The sequence below is a fragment of the Arthrobacter sp. GW460-12-1-14-TSB2 genome (genome assembly GCF_059423525.1).
The window spans coordinates 98641-112497 of record NZ_JBWKYC010000004.1 but is presented as its reverse complement, the minus strand read 5'-3'; the positions used below and the strand labels follow the sequence as shown (position 1 = coordinate 112497).

The following is a 13857-nucleotide window of genomic DNA, read 5'->3' as shown; positions in this document are numbered from 1 at the left end:
TTGAACCCTCAGAACGGCAGTTACGGAGCAATCGTTGCTTAACGCCCGGGCCGCCAACCTGCTTGGACCAGCGCGGTACGAACCTTGGCCACCGCCGGCTTGGCGTCGTTCAGCATGTGCCGTTTGGAAATTCGAACCTCTGTCCATCCCAGCATCTCGTAGCATTCAGAACGGGCAATGTCCCGGACGATTTGCACCTCGTCACCGTGATGCTCGCCTTCGTACTCGATCCCGACCCGGTACTCGCGGTATGACAAGTCAGGCTCGTGATGGCGGAGACCATCATGGCCGATGATGGGCACGTTCAACTCCGGTTCCGGCAACCCGGCTCTGACCACTGCCAACCGAAGGAGCGTCTCCTGCGGTGAGTCGGAGCCCACCCTGATGAGCTTGATGGCTTCCTTCGCCTTGCGCAATCCGCGCTTTCCCTTGTGCCTGTCAATCATCCGCTGAAGGTCAGCCAGACAGCAGAGCGGCAAGGCCCTGTCCTCAAGGCCCGCCCGCGGCACTCGAACACAGCTGTCGCCCATGGCTATAAGCTCGTCCACTGACAGCGTCTCCGCCATGTCCAGCCAGGTCCGCTCCGGAGTGGTCACGGGCACGCCCTCGACGGTTGTGACCTCGTCGCTGTACAGCTTCATCCGGTGCACAATGACATGGGGCCGGTTCAGATGGGCCTCGCCCTCAGGCCTGATGACATGAAACATATCCTGCGATCCCTTCTGCAGACGTCGCGGCAGCAAGAGCAGTTCCGCCGCAGTGAGGTGCGATGCGGCGCATCGCTCGTTGACCTCAATGAAGGGCCGCACCCTGATACTCAAGGGGAGCTCCGCCGTCGGGCTTTCCGCACGTATTCCCTTCCCCAGGCGCTTCAGGGAGCTGTGCCGCAGCCGTTTGGGTGATACTCCGGCGCGCGCCGCGTCCACCACGGTGAAGGGTCGATCCTGGAAATCAACGGGCAGTGGGCGCGGAGTCTTCATGGGTTCATCAGAGCAGAACGCCACCCGAGTCCGCAGAAGTTATCCACAAGACCCATCGGCTGCTCCGTAACGGCCGTTTTGGGGTGTCAAAAGGGCCCGTGCGGAGCAATCGATGAGTCAGTCGTCGCTGCGGAGCTCCCGCTGGCGGGCGCTGAGGAGCTCGAGTTCGGGGCGGAAGGCCACGAAGCGTTCGACGGCGGTAAGCACCTCCACGAGGTGCGCGCGGTCGGCAGCCACCAGGCCTGCGCCCAGCTGCGCCCGCCGGTACTGTTCGTGGTCACCCACCTCGGCAACGGACACCTCGAAGCGCCGCTTCAGCTCCGCCAGCAGGGGACGCACCACGGAACGCTTCTCCTTGAGGCTGTGAACGTCGCCCAGGAGTATGTCGAACTCGATCCATCCGATCCACATGCCATAAGCCTATCCATTGCTCCGTAGCGGCCGTTTTGAGGCCTCAAAAGGGCCGCCACGGAGCAATCGATGAAATCAGACGGTGAGTTCGCCCATCTGGTCCCAGCCGTCGCCGTCGAGCTGGCGGCTGATGATCCGGGGCGTTTCGGCGAGGGCCTGCGGCATGTCCGCCATGGCCTTCTGGAAGTGTGCGCTGTTGACGTGGTCGCCCGCGGCGTCGTCCTTGAAGGCCTCCACGAGGACGAACTCGTTGGGGTCCTCCACGCTGCGGGACCAGTCGAACCACAGGTTGCCTGGCTCCTGCCGCGTCGCCTGGGTGAAGTCCTCCACCAGGCCCAGCCACTTCTCCGACCAGTCGGGCTTGACCTTGAACTTGACGACAATAAAGATCACGGGGGTTATGCCTTTCGTTGTGTTTCTGCTGTCAGCCCGTCGGCAAGGGAATGCTCGCACTCCTCGATCGCCTCACGGGCCCATTTCTGCTGCTGGGGAGTGCCGACGCGTTCAGCCCACTGCTCGGCCAGCTGGAACTCCACCAAGGCTTCGGTAAAGCGCCCGGCCTGGTGCAGCGTCCAGCCGAGGTTGTTGTGCAGCGAGACCATCCAGCGTTTGGTCCGCGGATCGTGAACCGTGGAGGCGTACTCGAGGGCACTGCGGGTCCAGGACTCGGCATGCGCAGGGTCCGCGATGGCCAGCATGTGCAGCGCGTCAACGGCCAGGAATTCCTCGCTGAGGTGGTCCGCGAGTTCTGCGGCCTGTTCAAACAGAGGCACGGCCATGGCGGCATGGCCACTGGAGTTCAGCAGCCGGCCGCGTTCCAGCAGCACCCGCACGGCCACGGTGGGCTCGTCGGCGTCGATCGCGTCCAGGAGCGCATCGGCTTCCTCGTAGCGGCCCTGCAGGCCGATGGCCCGTCCCACCTGGGTGGCGAGTTCCGCCTGTTCGTCGGCGTCGTAGTGTTCATCTGCAGCGGCCTTCCGGAAGCGGACTTCCGATCCGGCGGGGTCGTCAAAATTCCACAGTTGGTCAAGGGTTTTCTGTTCCAGCATCCACCTGCTCCTGCTCAGCTTTCACCTGCGGCCAGTTCGTGTGCACTCCCAATGTATCGGGAAGTGACATGCCTTTGTGCGCGGGCCGTGACGGCGCTGCCAGCGGCGTAAAACCAGTTCGACGGCCGGCTGAAAGCAGTGATCTTCAGGAACACCCGGCCCTGGCCGTCTAACTCCACCACAAAGGCTTCCTCGCCTTGGACCGGATGGCCGGGCAAGGTTCCGTAGCCGAAACCGGCGCTTTGCGGGCCCCCTCCGGGGACCGGGCGCCGCACCCACACCACCTCGCAGGGAGCGTTGATCCGGAAAGGCCCGACGCCGAATCCGCTCACCACGCGCGCGCCGGGCCTCACGGTGTCGGAGTCTGTGCGGACGCGCAGCCCGGACCGTTTCTGCAGCTGCCAGGCCAGGATTCCCTGGGCCACCCTCCGGTAGAGGGCCGGCCCCTCGCCGAGGTAGGCCTGCGTGACCACGCAGGGCATGCCGTCCGGCGGTCTGCCGTCGTCGGTGGACCCGATGCCGGGGTAATTCAGGCTGCCGCGGGCAAGTCTGCGGGAGCCGCGGCTCAGGCGGAGGCTGCCGGTCCGGCCCGCCCCGCGGTCACGCCTCATTCGGCTTCACCCCGGGCGAGCCCTGCCCATCCCAGCTGTTCGCGCTGTTTCCGGCTCAGCGTGGCCACCACCAGGTCGTAGGAGTCCTCCACCATGTCCCGGATCATGTCGTCCGGCAGTGATCCATCCAGCCTGACCCCGTTCCAGTGGGTCTTGTTCATGTGCCAGGCACCGGTGATCTCAGGGTGGATCGCGCGCAGCTGTTCGGCCAGCGCCGGTTCGCATTTGAGGCTCACGGACCAGTCCGCCAGGTCCATGGCGGACGCAGCGAACATCTTGGCGTCGTGCCGCGCTCCGCCCGGCACCGCCGCGCGCACTTTGAAGACGGAGGTTTCAGGCCCAAACGGGAAGTCCTCGAAAGTGCCGGGAAAGCTCAGGCAGATATCGCGGAGGGTGGCAACGTCCATGGCACGAGCCTATCCGGACTCCCGGGGCATTAGGCAGGGGCGCTAGATGCCCACACGCCACCCTTCGCGGGCAGGGCACTCGTTGACCACCACGTCCAGTCCGGCTGCCTTGGCACGCTCTACGGCGGCGTCGTCGAACACGCCGAGCTGCAGCCACACCGACTTGGCACCCACGGCTATTGCCTGGTCGATGACAGCCCCCACTCTGTGGGAGTTCACGAAGCAGTCCACGACGTCGATCGGGTGCTTCTCCGCGGGGATGTCCGCAAGGGAGCGGTACCCCTTCTCGCCGTGGACGTCGTCGCCGGGAAGGTTGACAGGGATGATTTCCATGCCCATCCGGTCACGGATGTACAGGGAAACGTCATACGCCGAGCGCCATTCGTTGGTGGTCAGGCCCACCACCGCCCACGTGCCTTTGGTTCGCATGAGTCGGTCAATGACTGCCGGATCGTTAACATGGGCCATGCATCAACCTTACTCCTGCGGCGATTCCGGCATATCCCCGAATATATGAATGAATCAACCGAGCACAGCTAAGCGATGAACGAATATTACAGCCCCAAAGCCGCAGATTTTGTGAAATCGTGCATCTCGGTTCTAGTTGGTAGTGACCATCCCGAGCGGCCGAGAGACCTGGATCGATGAAGCCGCAGCAACCCCCGGTGACGTGAGACGACCATTCCCACGGAACTGTTCCTTCTCTCTCGATGAATTTCGAAGGAGCCCAGGGAACTAAGGGTGCTACTGCCAGGACCGATGGAGTGCTGCAATGACCCCAGAGATTTCTTCCGCCCTGCCCACCCTTGCCCGGAGTCCGTCCGAGGCAACCCCACAAACCACTTCGGACGCGACGGCGAACGAAGCAGGGCTGCGTGACGCGCCCGGCTCCTCTCGCGGCTCTTCGGGATGGTCCCTGACCGAGCCCACGGACGGCGCAGTGCACGGCGTCCCCATTGACCGACCGGCGCGTCACGGCAGTACCACCAACGTTGCATTCTGGGAAGAACAGGCCCTCCGCCTCGACTGGGCGGAGCCCTGGCACACCGCCCACCGGCGAGTGCCGGCAGACCTGGACGCCGGCACCGGCCCGGACATCACCTGGTTTGAAGGCGGCAAGCTCAACGTCGCCTACAACTGTGTGGACCGCCACATCGCCGCCGGCCGCGGCGGCAAAGTGGCCCTGCACTTCGAGGGCGAGCCCGGCGACCGCAGGGCCATCACGTACGCCGAACTGCAGCGCGAAGTGTCCAAGGCCGCCAACGCGCTCGAGGCCCTGGGCATCACCAAGGGCGACCGCGTGGTCATCTACCTTCCGGTCATCCCCGAAACCGTCATCATCACCCTCGCCGTGGCGCGCATCGGCGCCATCCATTCCCTGGTGTTCGGGGGTTTCTCCGCCGAGGCGCTGAAATTCCGCGTCGAGGACACCCGGGCCAAGCTCCTGGTCACCACGGACGGCCAGTTCCGCCGCGGTGTGGCCGTACCGGTCAAGGACAACGCGGACGCCGCGGTTGCCGGGGACAACGCCGTCGAGCACGTCCTGGTGGTCAACCGCACCACCCCTGCTGACCAGCTGGCAACCGTCCCCATGACCGCGGGCCGCGACGTGTGGTGGCACGACGCCGTCGGACGGGCATCCGACGTGCACGAACCCGAAGCGTTCGACGCCGAGACCCCGCTCTTCATCATGTACACCTCCGGGACCACCGGTAAGCCCAAGGGACTGGTGCACACCTCCGGCGGCTACCTGACGCAGGCGTCCTGGAGCTTCGAGCACCTGTTCAGCAACCCGGACCCGGCGCTCCGGGACCAGGATGTGCACTGGTGCACCGCCGACCTCGCCTGGGTCACGGCCCACACCTACGAGATCTACGGCCCGCTCTCCAACGGGGTCACCCAGGTGATCTTCGAAGGCACCCCGAACACTCCGCACCCGGGCCGGCACTTCGAGATCATCGAGCGCTACGGCGTAACCCAGTACTACACGGCACCCACCCTGGTCCGCTCGCTCATGGGCTGGTTCCCGGACGGCGTCCCGGACAGCTACGATCTCTCCTCCATCCGGATGCTCGGCACCGTGGGCGAAGCCGTGAACCCCGAAGCCTGGCGCTGGCTGCGCCGGAACGTCGGCGCCGGCACCGCCCCCGTGGTGGACACCTGGTGGCAGTCCGAGACCGGCGCCACCATCCTCTCCCCCGCCCCGACGGACACCGAGTTCAAGCCCGGCTGCGCGGCCCGCCCGCTACCGGGCGTCAGCACCCGGATCGTGGACGACGCCGGCAATACCGTGCCACCGGGCGTCCAGGGCTTCATTGTGGTGGACTCCCCCGGCCCGGCCATTGCCCGCACCGTTTGGGGCAACCCGCAGCGCTACTTCGATTCATACTGGCGCAAGTACGCCGAGCAGGGCTGGTTCCTGGCCGGGGACGGCGCCAAATACGACGACGACGGCGACATCTGGATCCTGGGGCGGGTGGACGACACCCTCAACGTCTCCGGCCACCTGCTGTCCACGATCGAAATAGAGTCCGCCCTCGTCTCCCACCCGGCCGTGGTGGAAGCGGGCGTCTGCCCGGTGGCGGATCCGAAGACCGGCCACGCGGTGGTGGCCTTTGTTGTCTTGAAGGGCGGGGTTTCCGGGGAAGTAGCTGCCGAGCTCCGCAACCACGTCGCCCAGGCGATCGGGCCGATCGCCAAGCCGCGCGACGTCGTCGTGGTTCCCGATGTGCCCAAGACCCGCAGCGGCAAGATCATGCGCCGGCTGCTCACCCAGCTTTTCGAGGGAACCACCCTCGGCGACACCACGTCCCTCCAGAACGAGCCGGCAATCGCCGGAATCCAGGATGCCCTGGCCGGCTACGCCGCCACCGTCCCGGCATCTCCCCTCAACGGACAGAAGTAAAGGAACCATCATGAACGACATCAGCAACGTTGCCCGTCCTTCCGAACCGCTCAAGTTCGCCTACTGGGTGCCGAACGTATCCGGCGGCCTGGTTGTCTCCACGATCGAGCAGCGCACCAGCTGGGACTTCGGCTACAACAAGAAGCTTGCACGGATTGCCGAGAACTCCGGCTTCGAATACGCACTGACGCAGACCCGCTACGCCGCCTCCTACGGCGCGGACAAGCAGCACGAGGCCACGTCCTTCAGCCTGGCGCTGCTGGCGGCCACGGAGCGGCTCAAGGTCATCTCGGCCGTCCACCCCGGCATGTGGCACCCCGGTGTGCTTGCCAAGTTCATCATCACCGCGGACCACATCTCCAACGGCCGCGCCGCCGTCAACATCGTCTCCGGCTGGCTTAAGAATGAGTTCACCAACTTCGGCCTCGAATGGCTCGAGCACGACGAACGCTACGTCCGCACCGAGGAATTCATCAAGGTGCTCCGCGGCCTCTGGACCGAGCAGGAATACAGCCAGTCCGGCAAGTACTACAACATCACCGACTTCACCCTGAACCCGGCGCCGGTGGACGTTCCGGGCCGTGCGCACCCGGAGATCTTCTTCGGCGGCAACTCCACCGCGGCCCAGGCAACCGCCGGCCGTGTGGCGGACTGGTACTTCTCCAACGGCAAGGATCTGGAGGGCTTCAAGGAGAACATCGCCGGTGTTGTTGCAGCGTCCGGGGAGACCCGGCGCGGCACGTCCGGCCAGCTGGCCGCACCCCGCTTTGGCCTCAACGGCTTCGTCATCGCCCGCGATTCCGAAAAGGAAGCCCGCGACACCCTCCGCGAAATCGTGGAAAAGGCGCACAAGCCTGCAGTCCAGGGCTTCCGCGACGCGGTCCAGGAAGCCGGCGCGTCCACCAAGGACGGCAAGGGCATGTGGGCCGACTCGAGCTTCGAGGACCTGGTCCAGTACAACGACGGCTTCAAGACCCAGCTGATCGGCACCCCCGAGCAGATCGCGGAACGGATCGTGGAGTACAAGAAGATCGGCGTGAACCTCTTCCTCACCGGCTACCTGCACTTCCAGGAGGAAGTGGCCGCATTCGGCCAGGACATCCTGCCGATCGTCCGCGAACTCGAGGCGGACCTCGCCCGCAGGAACGGCACGGAACTGGACCTTTCCCAGACCCCGGTGGCAAACGCCGGCACTACCAGCAAGCTGGTGGACGCGTAATGGCCGACCGCAAGTTCGGCTTCCGCACCCGCGCCCTGCACGCCGGCGGCACGCCCGACGCCGAGCACGGCGCCCGGGCGGTCCCGATCTACCAGACCACGTCCTTCGTGTTCAAGGACACCCAGGACGCTGCCAACCTCTTCGCGCTGCAGAAGTACGGCAACATCTACTCGCGCATCGGCAACCCCACGGTGGCGGCGTTCGAAGAGCGCATAGCCTCGTTGGAGGGCGGCATCGGCGCTGTTGCGACGTCGTCGGGCATGGCTGCGGAATTCATCACTTTCGCCGCACTGACCCAGGCCGGCGACCACATCGTGGCGGCCTCCCAGCTGTACGGCGGAACGGTCACCCAGCTCGATGTGACGCTGCGCCGCTTCGGGGTGGACACCACATTCGTCACCGGCACCGATCCGGCGGACTACGCCGCCGCGATTCGGGACAACACCAAGGCGATCTTCGTCGAGGTGGTGGCCAACCCGTCGTCAGAAGTCCAGGACCTTGACGGGCTGGCAAAGGTAGCGCACGACGCCGGCATCCCCCTCGTGGTGGACGCCACCTTGAGCACGCCGTACCTCGTGCGGCCGATCGAACACGGGGCGGACATCGTGATCCACTCCGCCACCAAATTCCTGGGGGGACACGGCACCACGCTGGGCGGCGTAATCGTCGAAAGCGGCCGCTTCAACTGGGGCAACGGCAAGTTCCCCACCATGACCGAGCCCGTGGCGTCCTACGGCAACGTCTCCTGGTGGGGCAACTTCGGCGAGTACGGCTTCCTGACCAAGCTCCGCTGCGAGCAGCTGCGCGACATCGGTCCCGCGCTGTCACCGCAGTCCGCCTTCCAGCTGCTGCAGGGCGTGGAGACGCTTCCCCAGCGTCTGGACGAGCACCTGAAGAATGCCCAGGCCGTGGCCGAATGGCTCGAAGCGGACGAGCGGGTGGCGTACGTGAACTTCTCCGGGCTGCCCTCACACCCGCACTTTGAGCGGGCACAGAAGTACCTGCCCCTGGGTCCCGGCTCGGTGTTCTCCTTCGGCGTGAAGGGCGGAAGGGCGGCGGGCCAGAAGTTCATCGAGTCCCTGCAACTGGCATCGCACCTGGCCAACGTGGGCGACTCGCGGACCCTGGTGATCCATCCCGGCTCCACCACCCACCAGCAGCTGAGCCCCGCCCAGCTCGAGTCCGCCGGCGTCCCCGAAGACCTCGTCCGCATCTCCGTGGGCCTCGAAGACATCGAGGACATCCTCTGGGACCTGGACCAGGCGCTGGATGCGGCGTCGGCCATTGGTGCCGACGAAACCGTCGCCGCCGATACCTGCACGATCGGAGCAATCGCATGAGCGCAGCAGAAACCAGGACCTGGGAAGGCCCTACTGCCCCGGAACGGCTGAACCTGCTCCGGCAGGCAAAGTCCATTGCCATTGTGGGCGCCTCGGACAAGCCGTCGCGGGCCAGCTACTTCGTGGCCACGTACCTGCAGTCCTCCACACGGTACAAGGTGTACTTCGTGAACCCCGTTGTTAAGGAGATCCTTGGCCAGCCTACCTACGCCTCCCTGGCCGACCTTCCCGAGAGCCCGGACATCGTGGATGTGTTCCGCAAGCACGACGACCTCCCGGGCGTCCTGGACGAGGCCGTCGCCGCGGGCGCCAAAACACTCTGGCTGCAGCTGGGCTCGTGGCACGAGGACGTGGCCAAGGAAGCGGAAGCCGCCGGGCTCGACGTCGTGATGGACCGGTGCGTCAAGATCGAGCACGCACGCTTCCACGGCGGACTCCACCTGGCCGGTTTCGACACGGGTGTTATTTCCTCTAAGCGGCAGGTACTGGCCTAAAGCCTGTAGAGCCCCTGGCGGTTTTACCGCAGCTTGCCGAGCCAGCGGCTGATTGGATCCAGGGAAGAGTCCAGTGCGGAGTCGAGCAGGCCCGTGCCGGACTTTTCGTTCTTCCGGCCGGACTCGCCGCGGACCTCACTGCCTTCCTCCGGAGCCGGAGCGGCTTGTTCGGAAAGCACGCCGGCCTCTTGCGCGGAGCCCTGACCGGACTGCCCCTCCGCTGAAGCGTCGCCCGTGCCCGCGCCGGCAGTTTCGGGGCCCGGCTGCCCTGCTTTGCCATGGCCGGAAGCCACGCCCGGAGCCCATTCCGGACGTTTGGCCGGCGGAAGCACGCGGGTATCCGGCGGTGTTGCCGCCGGCTGGCCATTGGCATGCTTCTGGGCCGCCGGGGGTGTCAGCGGTTCGGCTGCCCCGTGCGCGGTTGAAGGACTGTCCTGGTCAAGCCGCAGGAAGAGCGGTGAAACCCACCCCGCCGGCCCGTCCTGGTCCGTTGCGGCCGGGGCGAGGGGAAGCGTCCAGTCCGGGGCCCAGTCCGTGGTCAGCTGCTGCACGGACCAGAGGCCGGAGCCGTCTTCGGACACTTGGCTGGTGGCGGCAACACCCGTAACGCCGAGACCCATGCCGGCAAGGACTGCAAGGCCCACCACCGTTGGGCGGTATTGGCGCAGCCAACGCTTCCGGGTCAGTTCATCCCGTGGACCGGCCAGCATGGCCGCAAGCTCGGCCCCGGGAGCGGGAACCGGCATCTGCGCCAGCGAAGCGATGGACAGGAGGGCGGCCCTGAGTTCGGGCACGTCCGTGTGGCCGGCGTCGAGGAGAATCCGGTCAACGGTCCCACCAGAAAAGTCATCCCTGGTTGTCATGGCGCTACGTAGTCCTTTACGGCCGAGTGTTCACGGAGTCTGTCCAAAGCACGTCGCTGAAGCTGTTTGACGGCTCCGGCACTTTTCCCCATGATTTCGGCCACCTGCTCCACAGTAAGATCAGCGATGATCCGCAGGGTCAGCACCTCTTTTTGGTCCTCACCCAGGACCTCAAGCAGTTCAAGCACTTCCCCCGGCGCAACCAGCAGCATCGCCGCGGCTTCAGCCGAGGAGGATTCCCGCCGGTCAAACTCAGGTTCGAACGGTTGTTTCGGCGGTGTCCGGCTTTGCCTTCGGTGATCGTCAACCATCCGGGCATGGGCCACCGAGAACAGGAAAGTCCGAAGGCCGCTGGCTCCGCCGCTGATGGTATCTATCCGGGGCAGGACGGCCAGGAACACATCCTGCATGGTGGCCTCCGGGTCCTCGACGCCACGGGCGGTCAGGTATCCCAGTACCTGGGACGCATAGCTCCGGTAGACCAGATTGAACAACTCGCCATCTCGGCCCTTGAGGGCCCGCAAGGCATCGTCGGTCAGCGCTTCGGTCACGGACGTGGGCTTTCGTTCAAGGGAGATGGCTACATCATTGTATGGCCATCATGTGGCGGCTGTGGGTTGAACCCGCTCAACAACTTTACCCCGGGTAAAGAAGGGGAAAGCCCACAGAGGCCGCGCACTCCTGGGCAGGCGTCCCGCTGAACCGGCCCCGGACAAAAAAGTGCCGGGCCGGAAACATGATGGGGGACAGTTCCGGCCCGGCTCTCTTTTTGCAGTCAAGCGCCAGGTTCGAACCTGATGGGGGACAACTTCGAACCCGGCGCTTTCATAGTGGTAATCGTCACGGCACGGTCCAGGGTTACGCGGAATCCAAAAAACTTCAAAAAAGTTTTGAGCACCGTTCCGGGATCGGATCCGGCGCTGGCTCAGGGACCGGATCCGGGCATGATCAGAGGGGGAACGGGCAACAATTTCCGGGAATTTCCGGGTTCGCTGTCAGCGGCCCGTCAGCAGCCGGGACAGGGCTGATGCCAGCTCGGCAGCATCCGGTCCGAGGCGCCTGCCGGTCTCGCGGGCCCGGTCCATCCGGCCGATGCGGAGATCGCTGTCGACGAGCAGGGCAACCAGCTCCAGCCGGGCTGCTCCGGCCATCGCGGCAGACGAGGCAAGGCTCTGGGCGGCCGCACTCGCGGCCTCAAAGTCTCCGCTGGCCAAGGCACCCGCCACATTGTTCACCCTGGAGGGCAACAGGACCAGGAAGAGGTTAAGGAATTCAAGGAGCCGGCTTTGGGAATGGATATCCCCGGCAAGCTCCTGCACGCGCGTGCGGTCCAGGACCGGTGCCCTGTTGATGCGGGCGCGGTACCGCCGCGGCCCCAGTTCGACCGTTGCGGTCCGGTCCGATTGCCCGGGCTCCGGAGCGGTCTTGTTCTTTCCTGACTTCACGCTGAGACCCATGACGTCCATCCCCTCCCGTTAGCAGTCCGACGATTTGCCTGTGGAAGCCCCACTCCCAGCACAGCGCCGGTGAGTCCAAGATAGGGAGGGAGGACAGTGGCGGTCACGAGTGGCCCCTACCCGAAACACACCCGCTACCACCTGCATCATGCGCACCACTACGTATCAGCCTCGTGGCCGGCGGCACGAGTACGGCGGCTCGTCCGGACAGGGGCAGGTTCCGATCCTGTAACGCTCCCGTGCCGGGGGTTACGTGCGGCGGGCGCGGGTGTCAGGATACCGGCATGAGCGAGGAAGTGATGGCCGTCCCTGCCGCCGGTCCGGCAGCGACCCCCAAACATGTGACCGGTTTGATGAATCCACTGGGTTCCGCCGCGACGCGGGCCATGCGCGAGCAGGCCCGACGCCGGCGGGATGCCGAAGCAAAACTGCAGCAGCACCTGCTTCAGATCCGCAACAAGCAGTCCGGCGCCTAGCTGCACCCATGTGCGCCGGCGCCCACGAGCGCCGTCACACCGGTTAACGACGACGGCGGCGGGCCACCTTTCCAGGTGACCCGCCGCCGTCGAACATCTGTTCTGGATCGTTAGTCGTTGATCAAATCGTTGACCACGATGGTCTGGTCGCGGTCCGGGCCGACGCCGATGGCCGAGAATCGCGTGCCGGACAGCTTCTCGAGTGCCAGCACGTAGTTCTTGGCGTTCTCCGGGAGGTCCTCCAGGGTGCGTGCACCGGTGATGTCCTCGGTCCAGCCCTCGAAGTACTCGAAGATCGGCTTGGCGTGGTGGAACTCGGTCTGGGTCATGGGCATTTCGTCGTGCCGCACGCCGTCCACGTCGTAGGCCACGCAGACAGGGATCTGTTCGATGCCGGTGAGCACATCCAGCTTGGTGACGAAGTAGTCGGTGAAGCCGTTGACGCGCGAGGCGTGGCGTGCCAGGACGGCGTCGTACCAGCCGCAGCGGCGGGGGCGGCCGGTGTTGACGCCGAACTCGCCGCCGGTCTTCTGCAGGTACATGCCCATCTCATCGAACAGTTCCGTGGGGAACGGGCCGGCGCCCACACGCGTGGTGTACGCCTTGATGATGCCGATGGAGCGCGAGATCCGGGTGGGGCCGATGCCGGAGCCCACCGACGCGCCGCCGGCGGTCGGGTTCGAGGAGGTCACGAACGGGTAGGTGCCGTGGTCCACGTCCAGGAAGGTGGCCTGGCCGCCCTCCATGAGGACAACCTTGCCCTCGTCCAGTGCCTTGTTCAGGACGAAGGTGCTGTCGATGACCAGCGGGCGCAGGCGTTCGGCGAAGGAGAGGAAATAGCTGACGATCTCTTCGACCTCGATGTCGCGGCGGTTGTAGACCTTGACGAGAAGTTCGTTCTTCTGTCGCAGCGACCCTTCCACCTTCTGGCGCAGGATGGATTCGTCAAAAACGTCCTGGACGCGGATGCCCAGGCGGGCCACCTTGTCCATGTACGCCGGGCCGATGCCGCGGCCGGTGGTGCCGATGGCCCGGCTGCCCAGGAACCGCTCGGTGACCTTGTCCAGCACCTGGTGGTAGGGCGCCACGAGGTGGGCATTGGCGGAGACGCGGAGCTTGGAGGTGTCCGCGCCTCGGGCCTCCAGGCCGTCGATTTCTTGGAACAGGGCTTCGAGGTTCACCACACAGCCGTTGCCGATAATCGGAACCGCGTTCGGGCTCAGGATGCCGGCAGGAAGGAGCTTGAGCTCATACTTCTCACCGCCTACGACGACGGTGTGCCCGGCGTTGTTGCCGCCGTTCGGCTTGACCACGTAGTCCACGCGGCCGCCAAGCAGGTCAGTGGCTTTACCTTTGCCTTCGTCGCCCCACTGGGCTCCGACGATCACGATTGCTGGCATGGGATCCTCCCCCATTCGTTCGGGCTGGACCGCAGCCGGTTCACCGAGGTGACCGCCAGGGGACAGCGCCGTTCATGAGAATGCCCCGAATTCCACTGCCGCGCCTGTCCGGCCGACTGGCCGTCACGCGCAACGCAAGAGTTCCGGGGCTCTTACCACCCAAGTTTAGCCGATATGAGTGACAAGCACCGCTTTCGCCCGTTGGCGGAGCGGCTTCACACCGGGGCTGCGCTCTGCGCCTGCTC

The 13857-nt window shown here is 65.5% G+C and carries 16 protein-coding genes; 5 read left to right on the top strand and 11 right to left on the bottom strand.

Annotated elements, in window-relative coordinates; all coding sequences use genetic code 11:
- Positions 1-38 precede the first annotated feature (38 nt).
- The 7 genes from AC07YR_RS07825 to AC07YR_RS07795 form a co-directional block, all read right to left on the bottom strand.
- Positions 39-980 carry a type IV toxin-antitoxin system AbiEi family antitoxin gene (locus AC07YR_RS07825; protein ID WP_494733623.1) on the bottom strand — a complete coding sequence of 314 codons (942 nt, stop codon included), beginning with the start codon at positions 978-980 and terminating at the stop codon, positions 39-41.
- Positions 981-1097: 117 nt separating this feature from the next.
- A complete protein-coding gene (locus AC07YR_RS07820) occupies positions 1098-1391 on the bottom strand; it encodes a DUF503 domain-containing protein (RefSeq protein ID WP_436056581.1) in 294 nt (97 codons plus the stop codon).
- Between the two features lie 75 nt (positions 1392-1466).
- Complete coding sequence (locus tag AC07YR_RS07815; protein WP_055801063.1) at positions 1467-1784, bottom strand: putative quinol monooxygenase; 318 nt, start codon at positions 1782-1784, stop codon at positions 1467-1469.
- 5 nt (positions 1785-1789) lie between these two features.
- The gene (locus AC07YR_RS07810; protein ID WP_494733622.1) at positions 1790-2440 is read right to left on the bottom strand and encodes a hypothetical protein; all 651 of its coding nucleotides are present in this window, start codon (positions 2438-2440) and stop codon (positions 1790-1792) included.
- A gap of 14 nt (positions 2441-2454) precedes the next feature.
- Positions 2455-3051 carry a DUF1990 domain-containing protein gene (locus AC07YR_RS07805; protein ID WP_436056579.1) on the bottom strand — a complete coding sequence of 199 codons (597 nt, stop codon included), beginning with the start codon at positions 3049-3051 and terminating at the stop codon, positions 2455-2457.
- A complete protein-coding gene (locus AC07YR_RS07800) occupies positions 3048-3458 on the bottom strand; it encodes an MmcQ/YjbR family DNA-binding protein (RefSeq protein ID WP_436056578.1) in 411 nt (136 codons plus the stop codon). Before AC07YR_RS07800 ends, AC07YR_RS07805 begins: the two co-directional genes overlap by 4 nt.
- A gap of 42 nt (positions 3459-3500) precedes the next feature.
- Positions 3501-3926, bottom strand: a complete 426-nt coding sequence (locus AC07YR_RS07795) for a CoA-binding protein (protein ID WP_055801072.1) — start codon at positions 3924-3926, stop codon at positions 3501-3503.
- Between the two features lie 304 nt (positions 3927-4230).
- Here AC07YR_RS07795 and acs point away from each other — a divergent pair, with 304 nt between their 5' ends.
- From acs to AC07YR_RS07775, 4 genes are read left to right on the top strand one after another with little or no spacing between them, the layout of a single operon-like run.
- Complete coding sequence (gene acs / locus AC07YR_RS07790; protein WP_494733621.1) at positions 4231-6363, top strand: acetate--CoA ligase; 2133 nt, start codon at positions 4231-4233, stop codon at positions 6361-6363.
- Between the two features lie 10 nt (positions 6364-6373).
- Positions 6374-7582 carry a dimethylsulfone monooxygenase SfnG gene (sfnG, locus tag AC07YR_RS07785; RefSeq protein WP_494733620.1) on the top strand — a complete coding sequence of 403 codons (1209 nt, stop codon included), beginning with the start codon at positions 6374-6376 and terminating at the stop codon, positions 7580-7582.
- The gene (locus tag AC07YR_RS07780) at positions 7582-8922 is read left to right on the top strand and encodes an O-acetylhomoserine aminocarboxypropyltransferase/cysteine synthase family protein (RefSeq protein WP_494733619.1); all 1341 of its coding nucleotides are present in this window, start codon (positions 7582-7584) and stop codon (positions 8920-8922) included. The genes sfnG and AC07YR_RS07780 overlap by 1 nt, the downstream gene beginning before the upstream one ends.
- Positions 8919-9416 (top strand): CoA-binding protein, encoded by a 498-nt coding sequence (locus AC07YR_RS07775; RefSeq protein WP_055801080.1) that lies wholly within the window; start codon positions 8919-8921, stop codon positions 9414-9416. The genes AC07YR_RS07780 and AC07YR_RS07775 overlap by 4 nt, the downstream gene beginning before the upstream one ends.
- Positions 9417-9439: 23 nt before the next feature.
- Here the strand turns inward: AC07YR_RS07775 and AC07YR_RS07770 are convergent, their stop codons facing one another.
- The 3 genes from AC07YR_RS07770 to AC07YR_RS07760 all read right to left on the bottom strand — a co-directional run bounded on the left by AC07YR_RS07770 (position 9440) and on the right by AC07YR_RS07760 (position 11724).
- A complete protein-coding gene (locus tag AC07YR_RS07770; protein ID WP_494733618.1) occupies positions 9440-10279 on the bottom strand; it encodes a hypothetical protein in 840 nt (279 codons plus the stop codon).
- Positions 10276-10830 (bottom strand): RNA polymerase sigma factor, encoded by a 555-nt coding sequence (locus AC07YR_RS07765; RefSeq protein WP_055801086.1) that lies wholly within the window; start codon positions 10828-10830, stop codon positions 10276-10278. The genes AC07YR_RS07770 and AC07YR_RS07765 overlap by 4 nt, the downstream gene beginning before the upstream one ends.
- Positions 10831-11274: 444 nt before the next feature.
- Positions 11275-11724: an Hpt domain-containing protein gene (locus tag AC07YR_RS07760; protein ID WP_494733617.1), complete on the bottom strand. Its 450-nt coding sequence runs from the start codon at positions 11722-11724 to the stop codon at positions 11275-11277.
- 296 nt (positions 11725-12020) lie between these two features.
- Here AC07YR_RS07760 and AC07YR_RS07755 point away from each other — a divergent pair, with 296 nt between their 5' ends.
- Complete coding sequence (locus AC07YR_RS07755) at positions 12021-12212, top strand: hypothetical protein (RefSeq protein WP_055801091.1); 192 nt, start codon at positions 12021-12023, stop codon at positions 12210-12212.
- A gap of 110 nt (positions 12213-12322) precedes the next feature.
- Here AC07YR_RS07755 and AC07YR_RS07750 read toward each other — a convergent pair whose 3' ends face one another.
- Positions 12323-13612, bottom strand: coding sequence for an adenylosuccinate synthase (locus AC07YR_RS07750; protein WP_028272254.1), 1290 nt, complete (start codon positions 13610-13612; stop codon positions 12323-12325).
- Positions 13613-13857: the final 245 nt, after the last annotated feature.

Bases quoted from the DNA above. Each gene is read 5' to 3' on its own strand.
- AC07YR_RS07825 (WP_494733623.1), bottom strand. From the start codon at position 980: ATGAAGACTCCGCGCCCACTGCCCGTTGATTTCCAGGATCGACCCTTC.
- AC07YR_RS07820 (WP_436056581.1), bottom strand. From the start codon at position 1,391: ATGTGGATCGGATGGATCGAGTTCGACATACTCCTGGGCGACGTTCAC.
- AC07YR_RS07810 (WP_494733622.1), bottom strand. From the start codon at position 2,440: ATGCTGGAACAGAAAACCCTTGACCAACTGTGGAATTTTGACGACCCC.
- AC07YR_RS07805 (WP_436056579.1), bottom strand. From the start codon at position 3,051: ATGAGGCGTGACCGCGGGGCGGGCCGGACCGGCAGCCTCCGCCTGAGC.
- AC07YR_RS07800 (WP_436056578.1), bottom strand. From the start codon at position 3,458: ATGGACGTTGCCACCCTCCGCGATATCTGCCTGAGCTTTCCCGGCACT.
- AC07YR_RS07795 (WP_055801072.1), bottom strand. From the start codon at position 3,926: ATGGCCCATGTTAACGATCCGGCAGTCATTGACCGACTCATGCGAACC.
- acs (WP_494733621.1), top strand. From the start codon at position 4,231: ATGACCCCAGAGATTTCTTCCGCCCTGCCCACCCTTGCCCGGAGTCCG.
- sfnG (WP_494733620.1), top strand. From the start codon at position 6,374: ATGAACGACATCAGCAACGTTGCCCGTCCTTCCGAACCGCTCAAGTTC.
- AC07YR_RS07780 (WP_494733619.1), top strand. From the start codon at position 7,582: ATGGCCGACCGCAAGTTCGGCTTCCGCACCCGCGCCCTGCACGCCGGC.
- AC07YR_RS07775 (WP_055801080.1), top strand. From the start codon at position 8,919: ATGAGCGCAGCAGAAACCAGGACCTGGGAAGGCCCTACTGCCCCGGAA.
- AC07YR_RS07770 (WP_494733618.1), bottom strand. From the start codon at position 10,279: ATGACAACCAGGGATGACTTTTCTGGTGGGACCGTTGACCGGATTCTC.
- AC07YR_RS07755 (WP_055801091.1), top strand. From the start codon at position 12,021: ATGAGCGAGGAAGTGATGGCCGTCCCTGCCGCCGGTCCGGCAGCGACC.
- AC07YR_RS07750 (WP_028272254.1), bottom strand. From the start codon at position 13,612: ATGCCAGCAATCGTGATCGTCGGAGCCCAGTGGGGCGACGAAGGCAAA.